This window comes from Pseudomonas sp. PS01270, from assembly GCF_029959775.1.
GTDB classification, from domain to species: Bacteria; Pseudomonadota; Gammaproteobacteria; order Pseudomonadales; family Pseudomonadaceae; genus Aquipseudomonas; species Aquipseudomonas atacamensis.
The window spans coordinates 155,135-172,443 of the sequence record NZ_JASCPT010000003.1 but is presented as its reverse complement, the minus strand read 5'-3'; the positions used below and the strand labels follow the sequence as shown (position 1 = coordinate 172,443).

The 17,309-nt window shown below is 61.1% G+C and carries 15 protein-coding genes; 12 read left to right on the top strand and 3 right to left on the bottom strand.

All coding sequences use genetic code 11. The features are described 5' to 3' along the window. The first annotated feature begins 308 nt into the window (after window positions 1-308). The 4 genes from purE to QMX86_RS02385 all read left to right on the top strand — a co-directional run bounded on the left by purE (window position 309) and on the right by QMX86_RS02385 (window position 2,880). Window positions 309-800, top strand: a complete 492-nt coding sequence (purE, locus tag QMX86_RS02400; RefSeq protein ID WP_007954291.1) for a 5-(carboxyamino)imidazole ribonucleotide mutase — start codon at window positions 309-311, stop codon at window positions 798-800. 10 nt (window positions 801-810) lie between these two features. Further along, entirely contained in the window at window positions 811-1,893 is a 1,083-nt protein-coding gene (locus QMX86_RS02395) for a 5-(carboxyamino)imidazole ribonucleotide synthase (protein ID WP_073470876.1), read from the top strand. 111 nt (window positions 1,894-2,004) lie between these two features. Continuing rightward, complete coding sequence (locus tag QMX86_RS02390; protein ID WP_016772475.1) at window positions 2,005-2,250, top strand: GlsB/YeaQ/YmgE family stress response membrane protein; 246 nt, start codon at window positions 2,005-2,007, stop codon at window positions 2,248-2,250. A 93-nt stretch (window positions 2,251-2,343) separates the two neighbouring features. Continuing rightward, on the top strand, window positions 2,344-2,880 hold the full coding sequence (locus tag QMX86_RS02385; RefSeq protein WP_282387784.1) for a DUF3299 domain-containing protein: 537 nt from the start codon (window positions 2,344-2,346) through the stop codon (window positions 2,878-2,880). A 123-nt stretch (window positions 2,881-3,003) separates the two neighbouring features. Here QMX86_RS02385 and QMX86_RS02380 read toward each other — a convergent pair whose 3' ends face one another. Together QMX86_RS02380 and QMX86_RS02375 are read right to left on the bottom strand one after the other, a co-directional pair. Beyond that, window positions 3,004-3,903 (bottom strand): D-hexose-6-phosphate mutarotase, encoded by a 900-nt coding sequence (locus QMX86_RS02380; RefSeq protein ID WP_282387076.1) that lies wholly within the window; start codon window positions 3,901-3,903, stop codon window positions 3,004-3,006. A gap of 57 nt (window positions 3,904-3,960) precedes the next feature. Next, a complete protein-coding gene (locus tag QMX86_RS02375; protein WP_003229628.1) occupies window positions 3,961-4,365 on the bottom strand; it encodes an acyl-CoA thioesterase in 405 nt (134 codons plus the stop codon). 377 nt (window positions 4,366-4,742) lie between these two features. Here QMX86_RS02375 and QMX86_RS02370 point away from each other — a divergent pair, with 377 nt between their 5' ends. The 8 genes from QMX86_RS02370 (at window position 4,743) to QMX86_RS02335 (ending at window position 15,691) form a co-directional block, all read left to right on the top strand. Beyond that, window positions 4,743-6,041 carry an MFS transporter gene (locus tag QMX86_RS02370; RefSeq protein WP_073470879.1) on the top strand — a complete coding sequence of 433 codons (1,299 nt, stop codon included), beginning with the start codon at window positions 4,743-4,745 and terminating at the stop codon, window positions 6,039-6,041. 240 nt (window positions 6,042-6,281) lie between these two features. Next, the gene (locus QMX86_RS02365) at window positions 6,282-7,280 is read left to right on the top strand and encodes a phosphate ABC transporter substrate-binding protein PstS (protein ID WP_016772480.1); all 999 of its coding nucleotides are present in this window, start codon (window positions 6,282-6,284) and stop codon (window positions 7,278-7,280) included. 220 nt (window positions 7,281-7,500) lie between these two features. After that, window positions 7,501-9,786: an ABC transporter permease subunit gene (locus tag QMX86_RS02360; RefSeq protein WP_282387077.1), complete on the top strand. Its 2,286-nt coding sequence runs from the start codon at window positions 7,501-7,503 to the stop codon at window positions 9,784-9,786. Window positions 9,787-9,802: 16 nt separating this feature from the next. Then, on the top strand, window positions 9,803-11,473 hold the full coding sequence (gene pstA / locus QMX86_RS02355) for a phosphate ABC transporter permease PstA (protein WP_016772481.1): 1,671 nt from the start codon (window positions 9,803-9,805) through the stop codon (window positions 11,471-11,473). 168 nt (window positions 11,474-11,641) lie between these two features. After that, complete coding sequence (pstB, locus tag QMX86_RS02350) at window positions 11,642-12,475, top strand: phosphate ABC transporter ATP-binding protein PstB (RefSeq protein WP_016772482.1); 834 nt, start codon at window positions 11,642-11,644, stop codon at window positions 12,473-12,475. 119 nt (window positions 12,476-12,594) lie between these two features. Continuing rightward, complete coding sequence (gene phoU, locus QMX86_RS02345; protein ID WP_016772483.1) at window positions 12,595-13,356, top strand: phosphate signaling complex protein PhoU; 762 nt, start codon at window positions 12,595-12,597, stop codon at window positions 13,354-13,356. A 189-nt stretch (window positions 13,357-13,545) separates the two neighbouring features. Continuing rightward, complete coding sequence (locus QMX86_RS02340) at window positions 13,546-14,478, top strand: response regulator (protein WP_041476598.1); 933 nt, start codon at window positions 13,546-13,548, stop codon at window positions 14,476-14,478. Between the two features lie 316 nt (window positions 14,479-14,794). After that, entirely contained in the window at window positions 14,795-15,691 is an 897-nt protein-coding gene (locus QMX86_RS02335) for a M23 family metallopeptidase (RefSeq protein WP_076564602.1), read from the top strand. Between the two features lie 172 nt (window positions 15,692-15,863). Here QMX86_RS02335 and QMX86_RS02330 read toward each other — a convergent pair whose 3' ends face one another. Beyond that, window positions 15,864-17,204, bottom strand: coding sequence for a hemolysin family protein (locus tag QMX86_RS02330; protein ID WP_110644534.1), 1,341 nt, complete (start codon window positions 17,202-17,204; stop codon window positions 15,864-15,866). Between the last annotated feature and the right edge of the window lie 105 nt (window positions 17,205-17,309).

The window sequence follows — 17,309 nt, the reverse complement described above, 5'->3', positions numbered from 1 at the left end:
AGCCTGCTCGCGAATGCGCAGTGTCAGGCCCTGAGGTATCGTCTGACACAACGCTTTCGCGAGCAGGCTCGCTCCCACAGGGGGATTTTTGCGCTGTTCTTTCGCTGACCTCAAGGTCAATAAAACCGGGCGTTTCGCTCATTTGACAGATGGTCGTTTCGGGGGCTGTTTATTGCTTTCTTTGCGGTATACTGCGCGGCCTTCGGCCGGCACGTCCGGCCATTTTTCGTACAATCAAGCCACGCAACCTGCGTGGCTTGTTGTTTTATGACGCGCCCGCGGGCGCTCCAGAGAGAAGAGGCGCGACGATGAGTGCACTGGTTGGCGTGATCATGGGCTCCAAGTCCGATTGGTCCACCCTTAGCCACACCGCCGATATGCTGGAAAAGCTCGGCATCCCGTACGAGGTCAAGGTGGTTTCCGCCCACCGCACCCCGGATCTGCTGTTCCAGTACGCCGAAGAGGCTGAAGGCCGCGGCATCGAGGTGATCATCGCCGGTGCCGGTGGCGCCGCCCACTTGCCAGGCATGTGTGCGGCCAAGACCCACCTGCCGGTGCTGGGCGTGCCGGTGCAGTCGGCCATGCTCTCGGGCGTCGATTCGCTGCTGTCGATCGTGCAGATGCCGGCCGGCATTCCGGTTGCCACCCTGGCCATCGGCAAGGCTGGCGCAATCAACGCCGCCCTGCTCTCGGCGAGCATCCTCGGCGCCAAGCACCCGCAATTTCACGCGGTACTGAAAACCTTCCGTGCCGAGCAGACAGACAGCGTCCTGGACAATCCAGACCCACGTATTGCCTGAGGTTGTTGAGATGAAGATCGGTGTAATCGGTGGCGGCCAGTTGGGTCGCATGTTGGCCCTGGCGGGGACTCCGCTGGGGATGAACTTCGCTTTTCTCGACCCTGCGCCGGACGCTTGCGCCGCTGCGTTGGGCGAACACCTGCGGGCCGATTACGGCGATCAGGATCATCTGCGCCAGCTGGCCGATGAAGTCGATCTGGTGACCTTCGAATTCGAAAGCGTCCCGGCCGAAACCGTGGCATTTCTCTCGCAATTCGTGCCGGTCTACCCGAGCGCCGAAGCCCTGCGCATCGCTCGTGATCGCTGGTTCGAAAAGAGCATGTTCAAGGACCTCGGCATTCCGACCCCGGCCTTTGCCGACATCCAGTCGCAAGCCGACCTGGACGCCGCCGTCGCTTCCATCGGTCTGCCGGCCGTGCTGAAAACCCGCACCCTGGGTTATGACGGCAAGGGCCAGAAAGTCCTGCGCAAGCCGGAAGATGTTGCCGGTACGTTCGCCGAACTGGGCAGCGTTGCCTGCCTGCTGGAAGGCTTCGTGCCATTCACCGGCGAAGTGTCGCTGATCGCCGTGCGTGCCCGCGATGGCGAAACGAAGTTCTATCCACTGGTGCACAACACCCACGACAGCGGCATCCTCAAGCTGTCGGTGGCCAGCACCGATCACCCGTTGCAGGCGCTGGCGGAAGATTATTCCAGCCGTGTGCTCAAGCACCTCGACTACGTCGGCGTGATGGCTTTCGAGTTCTTCGAAGTCGACGGTGGCCTGAAAGCCAACGAAATCGCCCCGCGCGTGCACAACTCCGGGCACTGGACCACCGAAGGTGCCGAGTGCAGCCAGTTCGAAAACCACCTGCGTGCCGTGGCCGGCCTGCCGCTGGGTTCGACCGCCAAGGTCGGCGAGAGCGCGATGCTCAACTTCATCGGCGTAGTGCCGCCGGTGGAGAAAGTCATCGCCATCGAAGACTGCCATCTGCATCACTACGGCAAAGCTTTCAAGGCCGGACGCAAGGTCGGCCACGCCAACCTGCGCTGCGCCGACATGGCCACGCTGCAGGCGCAGATCATCAAGGTCCAAGCGCTGATCGCCGAGTAAACCAGTTTCATGTGGCCGCGGCGGAACCATTCAGGGGCCGCCGTTCTCTCATGGCAGGATGCCAAAGTCTGTCTAGGCTTTGGCATATCTACCAAATCAGAGGGAAATGCCATGGGAATTATCGGAACCATCTTTATCGGCTTGATCGTCGGCCTGCTGGCTCGGTTCCTGAAACCGGGCGATGACAGCATGGGTTGGATCATGACCATCCTGCTCGGTATCGGCGGTTCGCTGGCAGCCACCTACGGCGGCCAGGCTCTGGGCATCTATCAGGCGGGCGAGGGCGCGGGTTTCCTCGGCGCACTGGTCGGCGCTGTCGTGTTGCTGGTGATCTACGGTCTGATCAAAAAGAACTGATCGAAAGCGACCAAGCCCTCTCGGCCCGCGCGGCCGGGAGGGCTAGAATGCGCGGCGACTCACCGTCCATTCCTTTGCCTGCCGAGCACCTTCATGCGCCGTCTTCTGTTGACTCTCCTCTTGCTGGGCAGCTATCTCGCCCACGCCGGCGAACTGCCGGAAACCGACTGGCTGGAACTGATGCCCAAGTCGGATCAAAAGGCCCTCGAGGCCATGCCGGAAATCGACCACAACACCCCCGAAGCCACCGGCACCTTCACCGAGAAAGGCGGGATGAAGCAGGCCAAAGGTCTGCCAGCGGTGATGTATTCGACGAAAACCGTGGCGTCGATGAATGACAAACACATCCGCATCGGTGGTTACCCGGTGCCGCTGGAATCCGACGCCAAGGGCCGTAGCACGCTGTTCTTCCTTGTGCCCTATCCGGGCGCCTGCATCCACGTACCGCCACCACCGCCGAATCAACTGGTGCTGGTGCGGTATCCGAAAGGGTTGAAGCTGGAGGACATCTACACACCGCTGTGGGTGACCGGCACGCTGAAGATCGAGAAGGTCAGCAATGACCTGGCGGATGCGGCGTATGCGCTGGAGGCGGAGAAAGTGCGGGTGGTGCAGGAATCTGATCTGTAGGACCGATACAAAACAACTGTGGGAGCGAGCTTGCTCGCGAATGCTGTCTCTCAGTCACATTGATGTTGACTGATACGACGCTTTCGCGAGCAAGCTCGCTCCCACAGTTTTATCGGGTGTTGCTTAGAGCGGTTTGCTGGCCACGCTGACACCCATCGTATGGCGCGCCCCCGGCGCCAGGGTCACCAGATCATCCATCACATTCGCCGTTTCTATGCACAGCATGCGCTGCCAGCCATCGTTGTCCATGTCCGGCAGGGCGGCGGCGCGGTCGATCCATGGGTTCCAGATCACCGCCGTGCGCGAGCCGGTGGAGGTCAGCACGATGCGTCGTTCCCAGGTTGGATCAACGATGCTCAATTGCGGCGGAACGTCGAGGTAGATGCGGTCGGTCTCGCCGGCGAAATGCAGATCGCCGCTCTGGCTGGCCGTGTTCCAGTCATCCAGGGTCTCGATATAATTCAGCCCGGCCACGCCGTCGACATGCACATTACGCACGTCACTCACGGCGAAATAGGTGTGCAGCGCCTGACTCAGCGTGACGGTGTCAGTACCACGGTTATGACTGGTCAGGCTGTAATGCAGTTGATCCGCCAGATGCAGGGTCAGGGTCAGATCGACCTCGTGGGGCCAGCCCGGCAAACCTCCTTCGGGGTAGGGCAGCTTGAACTCGACCTTGATGCCGTCAGCCTCTGATTCGATGTTGCCCAACTGCCAATCCATCGCCCGCACCAGACCGTGCGCGGGGGCCGGTTGCGCGCCGGTGTACATGGCCTGCACGCTGCTCGGGTTGCGTTCGAATTTGCCGAACCATGGCCAGCACACCGGCACGCCGGCGCGGATGCTTTTGCCGGTCTTGAACTCGGCCTTGTCGTTGAGCCAGATGATCGGCGGCTGGCCGTCGATCTGATAACTGAGGATGTGCGCGCCTTGCTGGGCCACCAGCACTTCGGCCTTGCCGTGGCGGATGCGCCAGCAGTTCAGTTCATCCTGTTTCACGGCTTCAACGTTGGGCGTGTTCATGGGCAACTCTCGATCAGACACTGGGGACGACTATCGACCGCAAAACGGCCGCGAGGTTTAACGCGCGCGTGGCGGCACCGAACGGGTGCGACCGCTGCCGTCGATGGCGACGAAAACGAAAACCGCTTCGGTGACCTTGCGCCATTCGCTGGAGAGTGGGTCATCGCTCCACACTTCGACCATCATCTGGATCGAGCTGCGGCCGATTTCCAGGGTCTGGGTATAAAAGGACAATTGCGCGCCGACCGCGACCGGGACGAGAAACGCCATGCGGTCGATGGCGACAGTGGCAACGCGGCCACCGGCCACCCGGCTGGCCATGGCGGTGCCGGCCAGATCCATCTGCGCGACCAGCCAGCCGCCGAAAATATCGCCGAAGCCGTTGGTTTCGCGCGGGAGTGCGGTGATTTGCAGGGCCAGGTCGCCCTGTGGGATCGGATCTTCTTGTTCGAGCTCTATCATGCCGAGGGGCCTCTGACCCGTGACTCTTCGTGGGTATTGCGGGTGGTAGCCGTCTTCAAGAAAAACGATTCAACACCGAACACACTGCGTTCGTCACGTTTTCCATCAGGCGCCTAAAGGGAAACTCTGCGAAAAAGGCTAAATCCCGAGCAAAGGACGGGCCAACAACGTTTTCGCACAGCAACCTCTTACAAATCCTGCGCAGGTGGCGAGTATATCGGTCGATAGACCCCGCGACGACCACCCGGTTCTGATTTCGACCGTCAATTACGCGCCTCTATGTGCTTTTTCGAACAATTTGCTATGGTGCCGAACCTGTCCGAGCCACCGCCAGCGTTGTTGTGGCGACAGATTCGACTATAAGAGAAGCCCTTGCCATGACCACAGCGCCTTCGAGCCTCGCGCAGCCCGAGCAACCCGCACGACCGTTGACCCGCAATGACTACAAGACTCTGTCGCTGTCCGCCCTCGGCGGGGCGCTGGAGTTCTACGATTTCATCATCTTCGTCTTCTTCGCCACCGTCGTCGGCAAGCTGTTTTTCCCGGCCGACATGCCCGAGTGGCTGCGCTTGATGCAAACGTTCGGCATCTTCGCCGCCGGCTATCTGGCGCGTCCTTTGGGCGGCATCGTCATGGCGCACTTCGGTGACCTGCTGGGGCGCAAGAAGATGTTCACCCTGAGCATTTTCATGATGGCCGTGCCGACCCTGATCATGGGCCTGCTGCCGACCTACGCGCAGATCGGCATCTGGGCGCCGATCCTGTTGCTGCTGATGCGGGTGATCCAGGGCGCGGCGATTGGCGGTGAGGTGCCGGGGGCGTGGGTCTTCGTTTCCGAACACGTACCGCAAAAGCACATCGGTTATGCCTGCGGCACGCTCACCAGCGGGCTGACTGCCGGCATCCTCCTCGGCTCGCTGGTCGCCACGGCGATCAACAGCATTTATACGCCAGCCGAAGTGTCGGATTACGCCTGGCGGATCCCGTTCCTGCTCGGCGGCGTGTTCGGCCTGTTCTCTGTGTACCTGCGCCGCTGGCTGCACGAAACTCCGGTGTTCGCCGAACTGCAACTGCGCAAGGCACTGGCCGAAGAAGTGCCGTTGCGCGCGGTGCTGCGTGATCATCGCGGCGCCATCGCCATTTCGATGCTGCTGACCTGGCTGCTGTCGGCCGGCGTCGTCGTAGTGATCCTGATGACCCCGACCGTGCTGCAAACGGTCTACCACTTCTCGCCAACCACCGCGCTGCAAGCCAACAGCCTGGCCATCGTCTTCCTCAGCCTCGGCTGCATTGGCGCCGGCGCGCTGGCCGATCGCTTCGGCGCCGGTCGCGTCTTCGTCTTTGGCTGCCTCGGTCTGCTGATCAGCTCCTGGACCTTCTACCACAGCCTCGCCGACCACCCGGACTGGCTGTTCCCGCTGTACGCATTGACCGGTTTGCTGGTCGGCACCATCGGCGCGGTGCCGTACGTGATGGTGAAGGCGTTCCCGCCGGTGGTTCGCTTCAGTGGCTTGTCGTTCTCGTACAACGTGGCTTACGCGATCTTCGGCGGGTTGACGCCAATGGTGGTCAGTCTGCTGCTGAAGGAAAGCGCGATGGGGCCTGCTTACTATGTAGCGGTGCTGTGCGGGATGGGGATTGTGGTAGGTGCGTGGCTGTGGAAGAAGGGGCGTTGATTTTCTCTCCCGCCTGATCGTTCCCACGCTCCGCGTGGGAATGCATCCTGTGACGCTCCGCGTCACGTCTCAAATGCGGACGCAGAGCGTCCATGGCGGCGTTCCCACGCAGAGCGCGGGAACGATCTGTCGCGACATGCTGGCCTTTCATCCAATTGTCATATTTCAGCCATAGAGTGTTCACATGGCCTGCTGATACTTGGCCCCGACTTAACACACCCTATCTGCTAGGAGTAAGGCATGAAACTGAAGCGTTTGATGGCGGCAATGACTTTTGTCGCTGCTGGCGTTGCGACTGCCAACGCGTTCGCCGCTGTTGACCCTGCTATCCCGAGCTACACCAAGACCACTGGTGTGTCGGGCAACCTGTCCAGCGTCGGTTCCGATACCCTGGCCAACCTCATGACCCTGTGGGCTGAGAACTACAAAAAAGAATACCCGAACGTCAACATCCAGATTCAGGCTGCCGGTTCTTCCACCGCGCCACCTGCACTCACCGAAGGCACCGCCAACCTGGGCCCGATGAGCCGCAAGATGAAGGACAACGAGCTGCAGGCTTTCGAACAGAAGTACGGCTACAAGCCGACCGCAATCCCGGTTGCCGTCGATGCCCTGGCGGTGTTCGTGCACAAGGACAACCCGATCAAGCACCTGACCATGGCTCAGGTCGATGCGATCTTCTCCTCGACGCGTCTGTGCGGTGCCAAAGCTGACGTCAAGACCTGGGGCGACCTGGGCGTGACCGGTGACCTGGCCAACAAGCCAGTCCAGCTGTTTGGCCGTAACTCGGTGTCCGGCACCTACGGCTACTTCAAGGAAGAAGCCCTGTGCAAAGGCGACTACAAGCCTAACGTCAACGAACAACCAGGTTCGGCGTCGGTGGTGCAGTCGATCAGCAGCTCGCTTAACGGTGTCGGCTACTCGGGCATCGGCTACAAGACCGCCAGCGTGAAAACCGTCGCCCTGGCCAAGAAAGAAGGCGGCGAGTTCATCGAAGACACCGAAGAAAACGCCCTGAACGGCAAGTATCCGCTGTCGCGCTTCCTCTACGTTTACGTCAACAAAGCCCCGAACAAGCCTCTGGCCCCGCTGGAAGCCGAGTTCGTGAAGCTGGTGCTGTCGAAGCAGGGCCAGGAAGTGGTAGTGAAAGACGGCTACATCCCGCTGCCAGCCAAGGTTGCTGCCAAGGCACTGGCTGACCTCGGTCTGCAGGAAGGCGGCGCTGTCGCCAAGAAGTAACACCCTGAGGCCGGCCTGAAGCCGGACTCCTGTGGGAGCGAGCCTGCTCGCGAAGGGGTGGTCACATGCTCTATCGATGTGACTGACCCGACGCCTTGGCGAGCAGACGCGCTCCTGCAACCACCAAATTTTCGACTCCGCTGCCGGACTTCCGGCTGGCGGATTTGCTGCGTCACTGCACTGTCATCTTTCTGTCATACAGGATCGCTAGGGTGTGCGCATGAATGATCTGGCCAATTCCCCAATGACTACGTCTTCCCCTCCCAAGCGCATTGATTTCAATACGCCTGAGCTGCAACGCAAACGCCGCATCCGCGCGCTCAAGGATCGCTTCACCCGTTGGTACGTCCTCGTCGGCGGCCTGGCGGTGCTCGCGGCCATCACCCTGATCTTCTTCTTCCTCGCCTACGTCGTTGCGCCACTGTTTCAAGGCGCCGACCTGACCGCGAAAGACTCGATCACCCCGGCCTGGATGCAGGACGCCGGCAAGCCGCTGATGATCTCGCTCGAAGAGCAGAATCAGGTGGCCATGCGTGTATCCGACAAGGGCCAGGCGCTGTTCTTCGATCTCGACAGTGGCGCTGAATTGAGGCGTGTCGATCTGCCGCTGCCTGCGGGCGCCACCGTGACATCTATCGGCGAAGACCAGCCGGGTCATCCGCTGGTGGCCGTGGGGCTGTCCAACGGTCAGGCGCTGGTGTTCCGTCATACCTATAAAGTCAGCTACCCCGATGGCAAGAAAACCATCAGCCCGGCCATCGAATATCCCTATGGGGAGGCGCCAATTGCGCTGAACGAAAGCGGCGGCGCGCTGGAGCATGTCAGCCTCAACGCCACCGACTCGACGCTGATGCTGGTCGGCTCCACCGGCTCGCAACTCAATGTGCTGTCGCTGACCAGCGAAGAAAACATGATGACCGGCGAAGTCACCAACGAGCAGACGCGTATCGATCTGCCGCAGATGACCGAGCCGGTGAAAAACATCTTCGTCGACCCGCGCCAGCAGTGGCTGTACGTGGTCAACGGTCGTGCCCAGGTCGACGTGTTCAGCCTGCGCGACAAGAGCCTCAACGGGCGCTACAAACTGCTGGAAAATGCTGACGCGCAAGTCACCGCCACCGCGCAGCTGGTCGGCGGTATCTCGCTGATCGTCGGCGATTCCAAGGGCGGTCTGGCCCAGTGGTTCATGGCCCGCGATACCGATGGCGAGCAGCGTCTGAAGCAGATCCGCACCTTCCAGATGGGCACCACGCCGATCGTTGAAATCGCTGCCGAAGAGCGCCGCAAAGGCTTCCTCGCCCTTGATGCCAGCGGCAAGCTCGGCGTGTTCCACAGCACTGCACACCGCACGTTGCTGGTCGATCAGGTGGTTGAAGGCCAGGGCCTGTTCGGTCTGTCGCCGCGCGCCAACCGAGTGATCGTCGAAGCCGGCGGCAAGCTGCAGCCGTTGCTGCTCGACAATCCGCACCCGGAAGTATCGTGGAGCGCGCTGTGGAGCAAGGTCTGGTACGAGAACTACGACGAGCCTAAATACGTCTGGCAATCGACGGCGGCCAACACCGATTTCGAACCGAAACTGAGCCTCTCGCCGCTGACCTTCGGCACCCTGAAAGCCGCGTTCTACGCCATGCTACTGGCCGCGCCACTGGCCGTCGCCGCGGCGATCTACACTGCGTACTTCATGGCCCCGGGCATGCGCCGCAAGGTCAAACCGGTGATCGAGCTGATGGAAGCGATGCCGACGGTGATCCTCGGTTTCTTCGCCGGCCTGTTCCTCGCGCCGTACGTAGAAGGCCATCTGCCGGGCATCTTCAGCCTGCTGATGTTGCTGCCGATCGGCATTCTGGTCGCCGGTTTCACCTTCAGCCGCCTGCCCGAATCGATCCGCCTGAAAGTCCCGGACGGTTGGGAAAGTGCGCTGCTGATTCCGGTGATCCTGTTTGTGGGCTGGCTGTCGCTGTACATGAGTCCGTTCATGGAGAACTGGTTCTTCGGTGGCGACATGCGCATGTGGATCTCCCACGACCTGGGCATCACCTACGACCAGCGCAACGCTCTGGTGGTCGGTCTGGCCATGGGTTTCGCGGTGATCCCGAACATCTACTCGATCGCCGAAGACGCCGTGTTCAGCGTGCCGCGCGGTCTGACCCTGGGTTCGCTGGCCCTCGGTGCCACGCCATGGCAGACCATGACCCGCGTGGTGATCCTGACCGCCAGCCCGGGGATTTTTTCGGCGCTGATGATCGGCATGGGCCGTGCGGTCGGCGAAACCATGATCGTGCTGATGGCCACCGGCAACACCCCGGTCATGGAGATGAACCTGTTCGAAGGCCTGCGCACCCTGGCCGCCAACGTCGCGGTGGAAATGCCCGAGTCGGAAGTCGGCGGCAGCCACTACCGCGTGCTGTTCCTCTCGGCGCTGGTGCTGCTGTTGTTCACCTTCGTCATGAACACCCTGGCAGAACTGATTCGTCAGCGTCTGCGCAAGAAATACTCGTCGCTTTAAGCAAAGGTAGAAGTCTGTGAAACAGAACTCCCTGAAAGGATGGTTCAAGAGCGGCGCCCCGGGCGTCTGGATCAGCGGTGGCGCGGTGTCCATCGCGGTCATCATGACCATTGGCCTGTTGGCGGTGATTGCCGTGCGCGGTCTCGGTCACTTCTGGCCGGCGGACCTGATCCACGCCCATTACGACGTACCGGGCCAGGCCAATCACCTGGTGATCGGCGAAGTGGTGCAAAAAGAAGAAGTGCCGCGCGCGCGTCTGAAGAGCGCCGGCCTGCCGGTGCCGGACGAAGGTCCGGAATTCATGACCCGCGAGCTGATCAAGGTCGGCAACCGTGACCTGAACGGCAACGACTTCACGTGGATCGTCGGCGAGTGGCTGACCAAGCAGACCACACCGCCAGAATTGATGGCGATCGAGCGTCGCGAGTGGGGCAACTTCTACGGCTATCTGGTCAACGTCAAACAGGATGGCAAGGTCATCGCCGAGGGCGAGGCCGCATGGCCTGAACTGCAAGCGCGCATCGATCGGGTGAACGATCTCGCGGCTCAACTGAAGACGCTGGAAAAAACCGACATCGGCGCGATCAACGCCGGTCTTGAACGCATCCGATTGCATGGGCGCAAACTCGAGCTGGAAGGCAAACTCGACGCCACCGCACAAGCGGACATGGAATCCGAGCGCGCCGAGCTGGACGCGCGCTACAAGGACATCGAAGCACGTCTGTCTGATTTGCATGCTCAGTTCAACCGCGACGCCTTGACCGCCCGTGACGCCAACGGCAAGGAAATCGAAATCGGTCTGGGCAAAGTCGTGCATGCCTACCAGCCAAACGGCATGAGCACCTTGACCAAGGTTGGTTTCTACTTCAGCAAGATCTGGGAATTCCTCTCCGACGACCCGCGTGAAGCGAACACCGAAGGCGGGATCTTCCCGGCGATCTTCGGCACCGTGATGATGACCCTGATCATGGCGATGATCGTCACCCCGTTCGGCGTGCTGGCTGCGGTGTACCTGCGCGAATACGCCAAGCAGAACACCCTGACCCGCGTGATTCGCATCGCGGTGAACAACCTCGCCGGCGTACCGGCGATCGTTTACGGCGTGTTCGGTCTGGGCTTCTTCGTCTACGTGCTGGGTGGCTCGGTCGACCGCTTGTTCTTCCCTGAAGCTCTGCCGGCGCCGACGTTCGGTACGCCGGGCCTGCTCTGGGCTTCGCTGACCCTTGCGCTGCTGGCCGTGCCGGTGGTGATCGTGGCGACCGAAGAAGGTCTGGCGCGGATTCCCCGCACTGTGCGTGAAGGTTCGCTGGCCCTCGGCGCGACCAAAGCGGAAACGCTGTGGAAAATCGTTATCCCGATGGCCAGCCCGGCCATGATGACCGGGATGATCCTCGCCGTGGCCCGTGCCGCCGGTGAAGTGGCGCCGCTGATGCTGGTGGGTGTGGTGAAACTGGCGCCGTCGCTGCCGGTGGACGGCAACTACCCGTACCTGCACCTGGACCAGAAGATCATGCACCTGGGCTTCCACATTTATGACGTCGGCTTCCAGAGCCCCAACGTCGAAGCAGCCCGCCCGCTGGTGTACGCCACCGCGCTGCTGCTGGTGCTGGTGATCGCGACGCTGAACCTGTCGGCGGTGTATATCCGCAACCACCTGCGCGAAAAATACAAAGCACTGGACAGCTAAGGACGACGTGAACCCTGTGGGAGCGAGCTTGCTCGCGAAGCTTTTGGCGGCTGCACTGGCCCCTTCGCGAGCAAGCTCGCTCCCACATTGAACTGTGTCCGTCGCAACATTGATGGAAGCTGCAAAAGCAGTGTTCCGAACCGAATTTGTTAGCACAGGGAGCCTCCCATGCAGCACGAAACACACAGCCACGGCATCAACATGTCTGCCCTGGGCCGCGACAAGCAGAGCCTGGACCTGGCGCAGGAAACCGTTGCCATCGAAGTGCCGGGCCTGAGCCTGTACTACGGCGAGAAACAGGCACTGTTCGACGTCAGCATGAACATCCCGAAACAACGCGTGACCGCGTTCATCGGCCCGTCGGGCTGCGGTAAGTCGACGCTGCTGCGTACCTTCAACCGGATGAACGATCTGGTCGACGGCTGCCGTGTCGAGGGCGCGATCAACCTGTACGGCAACAACATCTATCGCAAGGGCGAAGACGTGGCCGAACTGCGTCGTCGCGTCGGCATGGTGTTCCAGAAGCCCAACCCGTTCCCGAAGACCATCTACGAAAACGTGGTCTATGGCCTGCGCATCCAGGGCATCAACAAGAAGCGCATCCTCGACGAAGCCGTTGAGTGGGCGTTGAAAGGCGCGGCATTGTGGGACGAGGTCAAAGACCGCCTGCACGACTCGGCGCTTGGCCTGTCCGGTGGTCAGCAACAGCGTCTGGTGATCGCGCGCACCATCGCGGTTGAGCCGGAAGTGTTGCTGCTCGACGAACCGTGCTCCGCTCTCGACCCGATCTCGACGCTGAAAGTCGAAGAGCTGATCTACGAGCTGAAGTCCAAGTTCACCATCGTCATCGTTACCCACAACATGCAACAGGCGGCACGGGTGTCCGACTACACCGCGTTCATGTACATGGGCAAACTGGTGGAATTCGGCGACACCGATACCCTGTTCACCAATCCGGCGAAGAAGCAGACCGAAGACTACATCACCGGTCGCTATGGCTGATTGGGGCAGCTGCAAGCCGCAAGCTTCAAGCGGCAAGAAAGAATTGGTGCGATATCAGGACTTACACATAACTGCTTGAAGCTTGCAGCTTGAAGCTTGCAACTTTCGCGGAGCGAACAATGATTTCCAAAGAAGGCCTTACCCATCACATTTCCGCGCAGTTCAACGCTGAACTGGAGGAAGTGCGCAGCCATCTCCTTGCCATGGGCGGGCTGGTCGAGAAGCAGGTCAACGACGCGGTCACGGCGCTGATCGAGGCCGATTCCGGCCTGGCTCAGCAGGTGCGTGAGATCGACGACCAGATCAACCAGATGGAACGCAATATCGACGAAGAATGCCTGCGCATTCTCGCCCGTCGTCAGCCAGCGGCGTCGGACCTGCGCTTGATCATCAGCATTTCCAAGTCGGTGATCGACCTTGAGCGTATCGGCGACGAAGCCACCAAGATTGCCCGTCGTGCCATCCAGTTGTGCGAAGAAGGCGAAGCGCCGCGCGGTTACGTCGAGGTTCGTCACATTGGCGACCAGGTGCGCAACATGGTTCGTGATGCGCTGGACGCCTTCGCCCGTTTCGACGCCGATCTGGCCTTGTCGGTGGCGCAGTACGACAAGATCATCGACCGCGAATACAAAACCGCTTTGCGTGAGCTGGCCACCTACATGATGGAAGACCCGCGCTCTATCTCGCGGGTGCTGAGCATCATCTGGGTCCTGCGTTCGCTGGAGCGCATCGGCGATCATGCGCGCAACATCTCTGAACTGGTGATCTACCTGGTGCGCGGCACCGACGTGCGCCACATGGGCCTCAAGCGCATGAAAGAAGAAGTTGAAGGCACAAGCGCTGAAACCGCTAATGTTCCGGGCGAAGCTGACGATAAGTAAGATTGCCTGAGAAAAGCGCCCGGCCCTCTGGCCGGGCGTTTTTGTTTCTGCTTTTCGGAGGCAGATACGGATCGGAAAGCGAATTAAAAAGCAGCACCCGCGAACGAAAAGTCCCGGCGTGACTGAAGAGTTTTGGCAATGTGCCATCAGCCAGCGTTATGCTTGCCGGGATTTTAATAGGGGTGTTGGATGAGCAAGATCAGTGTGTTGGTCGTGGACGATGCTTCGTTCATTCGTGACCTGGTGAAAAAGTGCCTGCGTAATTACTTCCCGGGGATCCGCACCGAGGACGCCATCAACGGCAAAAAGGCCCAGGCGATGCTGGCCAAAGAGGCTTTCGACCTGGTGCTGTGTGACTGGGAAATGCCGGAAATGTCCGGCCTCGAACTGCTGACCTGGTGCCGCGAGCAGGACAACCTCAAGACCATGCCGTTCGTCATGGTCACCAGCCGTGGCGACAAGGAAAACGTTGTGCAGGCGATTCAGGCCGGCGTATCCGGTTACGTCAGCAAGCCGTTCACCAACGAGCAGCTGCTGACCAAGGTCAAGCAGGCACTGAACAAGGTCGGCAAGCTCGACACCTTGATGAACAGCGCGCCGACCAAGATGAATTCGGCATTCGGCAACGATTCCCTGAGCGCACTGACCGGCGGCAAGCCGGCCGTGGTCGGCGGCGCTGCGGCCAGGCCTGCCGCTGCTGCCCCCGCTCCAGCCGCTGCACCGTCGCGCGGTTTGCTCAACAGCCCGCCAGTTCAGGCGCCCGGTGCATCCAAGGCGCCGGTCGGCGGTCGTGGTCAGGGCCAATTGCGCCTGCCGAGCGGTACTCAGCAATGCGTGATCAAGGCCTTGAGCATCAAGGAAGCCCTGCTGGTAGTAAAGCGCACCGAAACCCTGCCGCAGATCCTCGACAGCGCCGTGCTCGATCTGGAGCAGGGCGACAACGCCGAGATCGCGCGCCTCAATGGTTATCTGCACGCCATCGTCGCCCACGAGCAGAAAGCCGACAGCGACTGGCTGCAACTGACCTTCCGCTTTGTCGACCAGGATGCGCAGAAGCTCGACTACATCTCGCGCCTGATCGCCCGTGGCACGGCGCAGAAGCATTTCGTACCGGGCGCGTAAGCTTCGTCGCCTGATAGGCCGCCTTCGCGAGCAGGCTCGCTCCCACCCTGGAACGCATTCCAAATGTGGGAGCGAGCCTGCTCGCGAAGGGGCCAGCCGAAACACCACTTGTCTCCCGTGCTCTGATCGTTCCCGCGTGCAGCAAAGGAATGCCTCAACCGGACGCTCCGCGTCCTCTGTGCAGGGGACGCAGAGCGTCCCGGGCTGCATCCCCACGCAGAGCGTGGGGACGATCATTTGAAACATCTGTCGACTAGCCTGGTCTGTCTCAGCTGCTAGGCTGATTTCCAGGCCTTCCTTCGACAGACTTTTGCCCATGCTCGCGCGCCTGCTGTTTTTCTGCGGTCTCTGCCTGGCCTCCCAGCTGGCGATGGCCATGACCATCTACAAATCCACCGATGCCAACGGCGTGGTCTCGTACAGCGACCGCCCGAGCAAAGGCGCGAAAGTGTTCGTGTTTCAGGACCGCATGGTCGAGCGCCTCGACCGCCAGGTGTACCTGGACATCAAGAAGCAGAAGGGCGTCGACGTGGTGTTTGCGCGCAACGATCTGTACGCGCCGGTCGAGGTTGCCCTGGCCTTCATCGGCACGAGCAATGTGCGTGGCGTGCCTGCGCGGGCGATCCGTCGCGTGCTGCCACCGCGCAGCAACACTCGGCTGGCGCTGCTGACGGCGATCAGTCGTGACCAGCCGCTGGTGTATTCGCCGCAGTTCCAGTACTCGCTGGGCGACCCCGCAGGCAGCGCGCAGAGCTATCGCTATCCGCTGCCCTGGCGTGGCGGGCCGTTTCGCCTGAGTCAGGGCGCCAACGGCCAGTACAGCCACTACGGGCCGAAAAACCGCTACGCCATGGACATTGCCATGCCGGTGGGCACGCCGATCATTGCCGCGCGAGCGGGAGTGGTAGTCAAGACCGAGAACTCCCAGAGCGGGCGCGGCACCGATGCCTCCGGCAATTTCGTCCGGGTGCTGCACGACGACGGCACCATGGGCGTGTACCTGCATCTGAAACAGGGTTCGGTGAGCGTGCGCGAAGGCCAGCGGGTCAAGGTCGGCAGCCCGCTGGCGCTGTCGGGCAACACCGGCAACAGCAGCGGCCCGCACCTGCACTTTGTGGTGCAGCGCAATACCGGCGAAGGACTGGTGTCGATTCCCTATCAGTTCAACCAGCCGCTGGGGGCGTTGCCCAACTTTGCGTTGGGCAAGCAGTAGGCGCGATAGGGTGTTGAGGGTTTTTGTGGCGAGGGGATTTATCCCCGTTGGGCCGCGAAGCGGCCCCAAATATTGCGACTCTGTACTAACTGACTGCATTCAATGGTTTTGGGACGGCTGCGCCGTCCAACGGGGATAAATCCCCTCGCCACAAGAGCCCCCCAAACTCCCATCAATCCAGCATCAACACCTTGGCCAGGACAATCTTTGGCCCTTTCATCTTCTTGATGATGATGCGCAGGCCTTCGACTTCCAGCACTTCTTCCTCTTCCGGCACCCGTTTCAGGGTTTCGTAAACCAGCCCGGCGAGGGTTTCCGCTTCGATGTGATCGAGATCGATGCCGAGCAGGCGCTCGACCTTGAACAACGGCGTATCGCCACGCACCAGCAACTTGCCCGGCTGATAGGCGAGGATGCCGCGCTCAGCCTTGCGGTGTTCGTCCTGAATATCGCCGACCAGCACTTCCAGCACGTCTTCCATGGTCAGGTAGCCGATGATGTTGCCGTCAGCCTCCTCGACCACGGCGAAGTGCGAGCCACCCTTGCGGAACTGCTCCAGCAGCTGCGACAGCGGCATGTGCCGCGATACGCGCTCCAGCGGGCGGGTCAGCTCGGCGAGGTTGAACGACTCGGGAATGTGGTCCAGTGCGGCCAGTTCCAGTAGCAGATCCTTGATGTGCAGCAGGCCGACGAACTCCTGGCGCTCGCTGTCGTACACCGGATAACGGCTGAACTTGTGGCGACGGAACATCGCCAGGATTTCCTTCAGCGGCGCGTTGAATTCCAGAGTGATCAGGTCTTCGCGGGAGTTGGCCCAGTCGACCACTTCCAGCTCGCCCATTTCCACGGCCGAGGCCAATACGCGCATGCCCTGATCGCTGGGATCCTGGCCACGGCTGGAGTGCAGGATCAGTTTCAGTTCTTCGCGGCTGTAATGGTGTTCATGGTGCGGGCCGGGTTCACCTTGCCCGGCGATACGCAGAATCGCGTTGGCGCTGGCGTTGAGCAAATAGATCGCCGGGTACATCGCCCAGTAGAACAGGTACAGGGGCACCGCTGTCCACAGCGACAACAGCTCGGGTTTGCGGATCGCCCACGACTTGGGCGCCAGCTCGCCGACCACGATGTGCAGGTACGAAATGATGAAGAACGCGGTGAAGAACGACACGCCTTTGATGATCTCGGGCGATTCGACGCCGACTGCGCTCAGCAGCGGCTCGAGAATATGCGCGAACGCCGGCTCACCGACCCAGCCCAGACCGAGAGAGGCGAGGGTGATGCCGAGCTGACACGCCGACAGGTAGGCATCGAGCTGACTGTGCACGGTGCGCAGGATGTGTCCGCGCCAGCCGTGTTGTTCAGCGATGGCCTCGACCCGGGTCGAGCGCAGTTTGACCATGGCGAATTCCGCCGCAACGAAAAAGCCGTTGAGCAACACCAGGATCAGAGCAAAAAGGATCATGCCGAAGTCGGCAAAAATGGTCGCGAGGGACAAGCCAGGGGAAGGGTCCATGATGGAGTTTTGCGGGTTCCGTGTGATTCGAAAGTAGGGAGAAACAGCGCCTGAAAGGCAGGCACAAGTCAGCCAATGTAGCGGCTGACCGTGCGATTGCCTAGT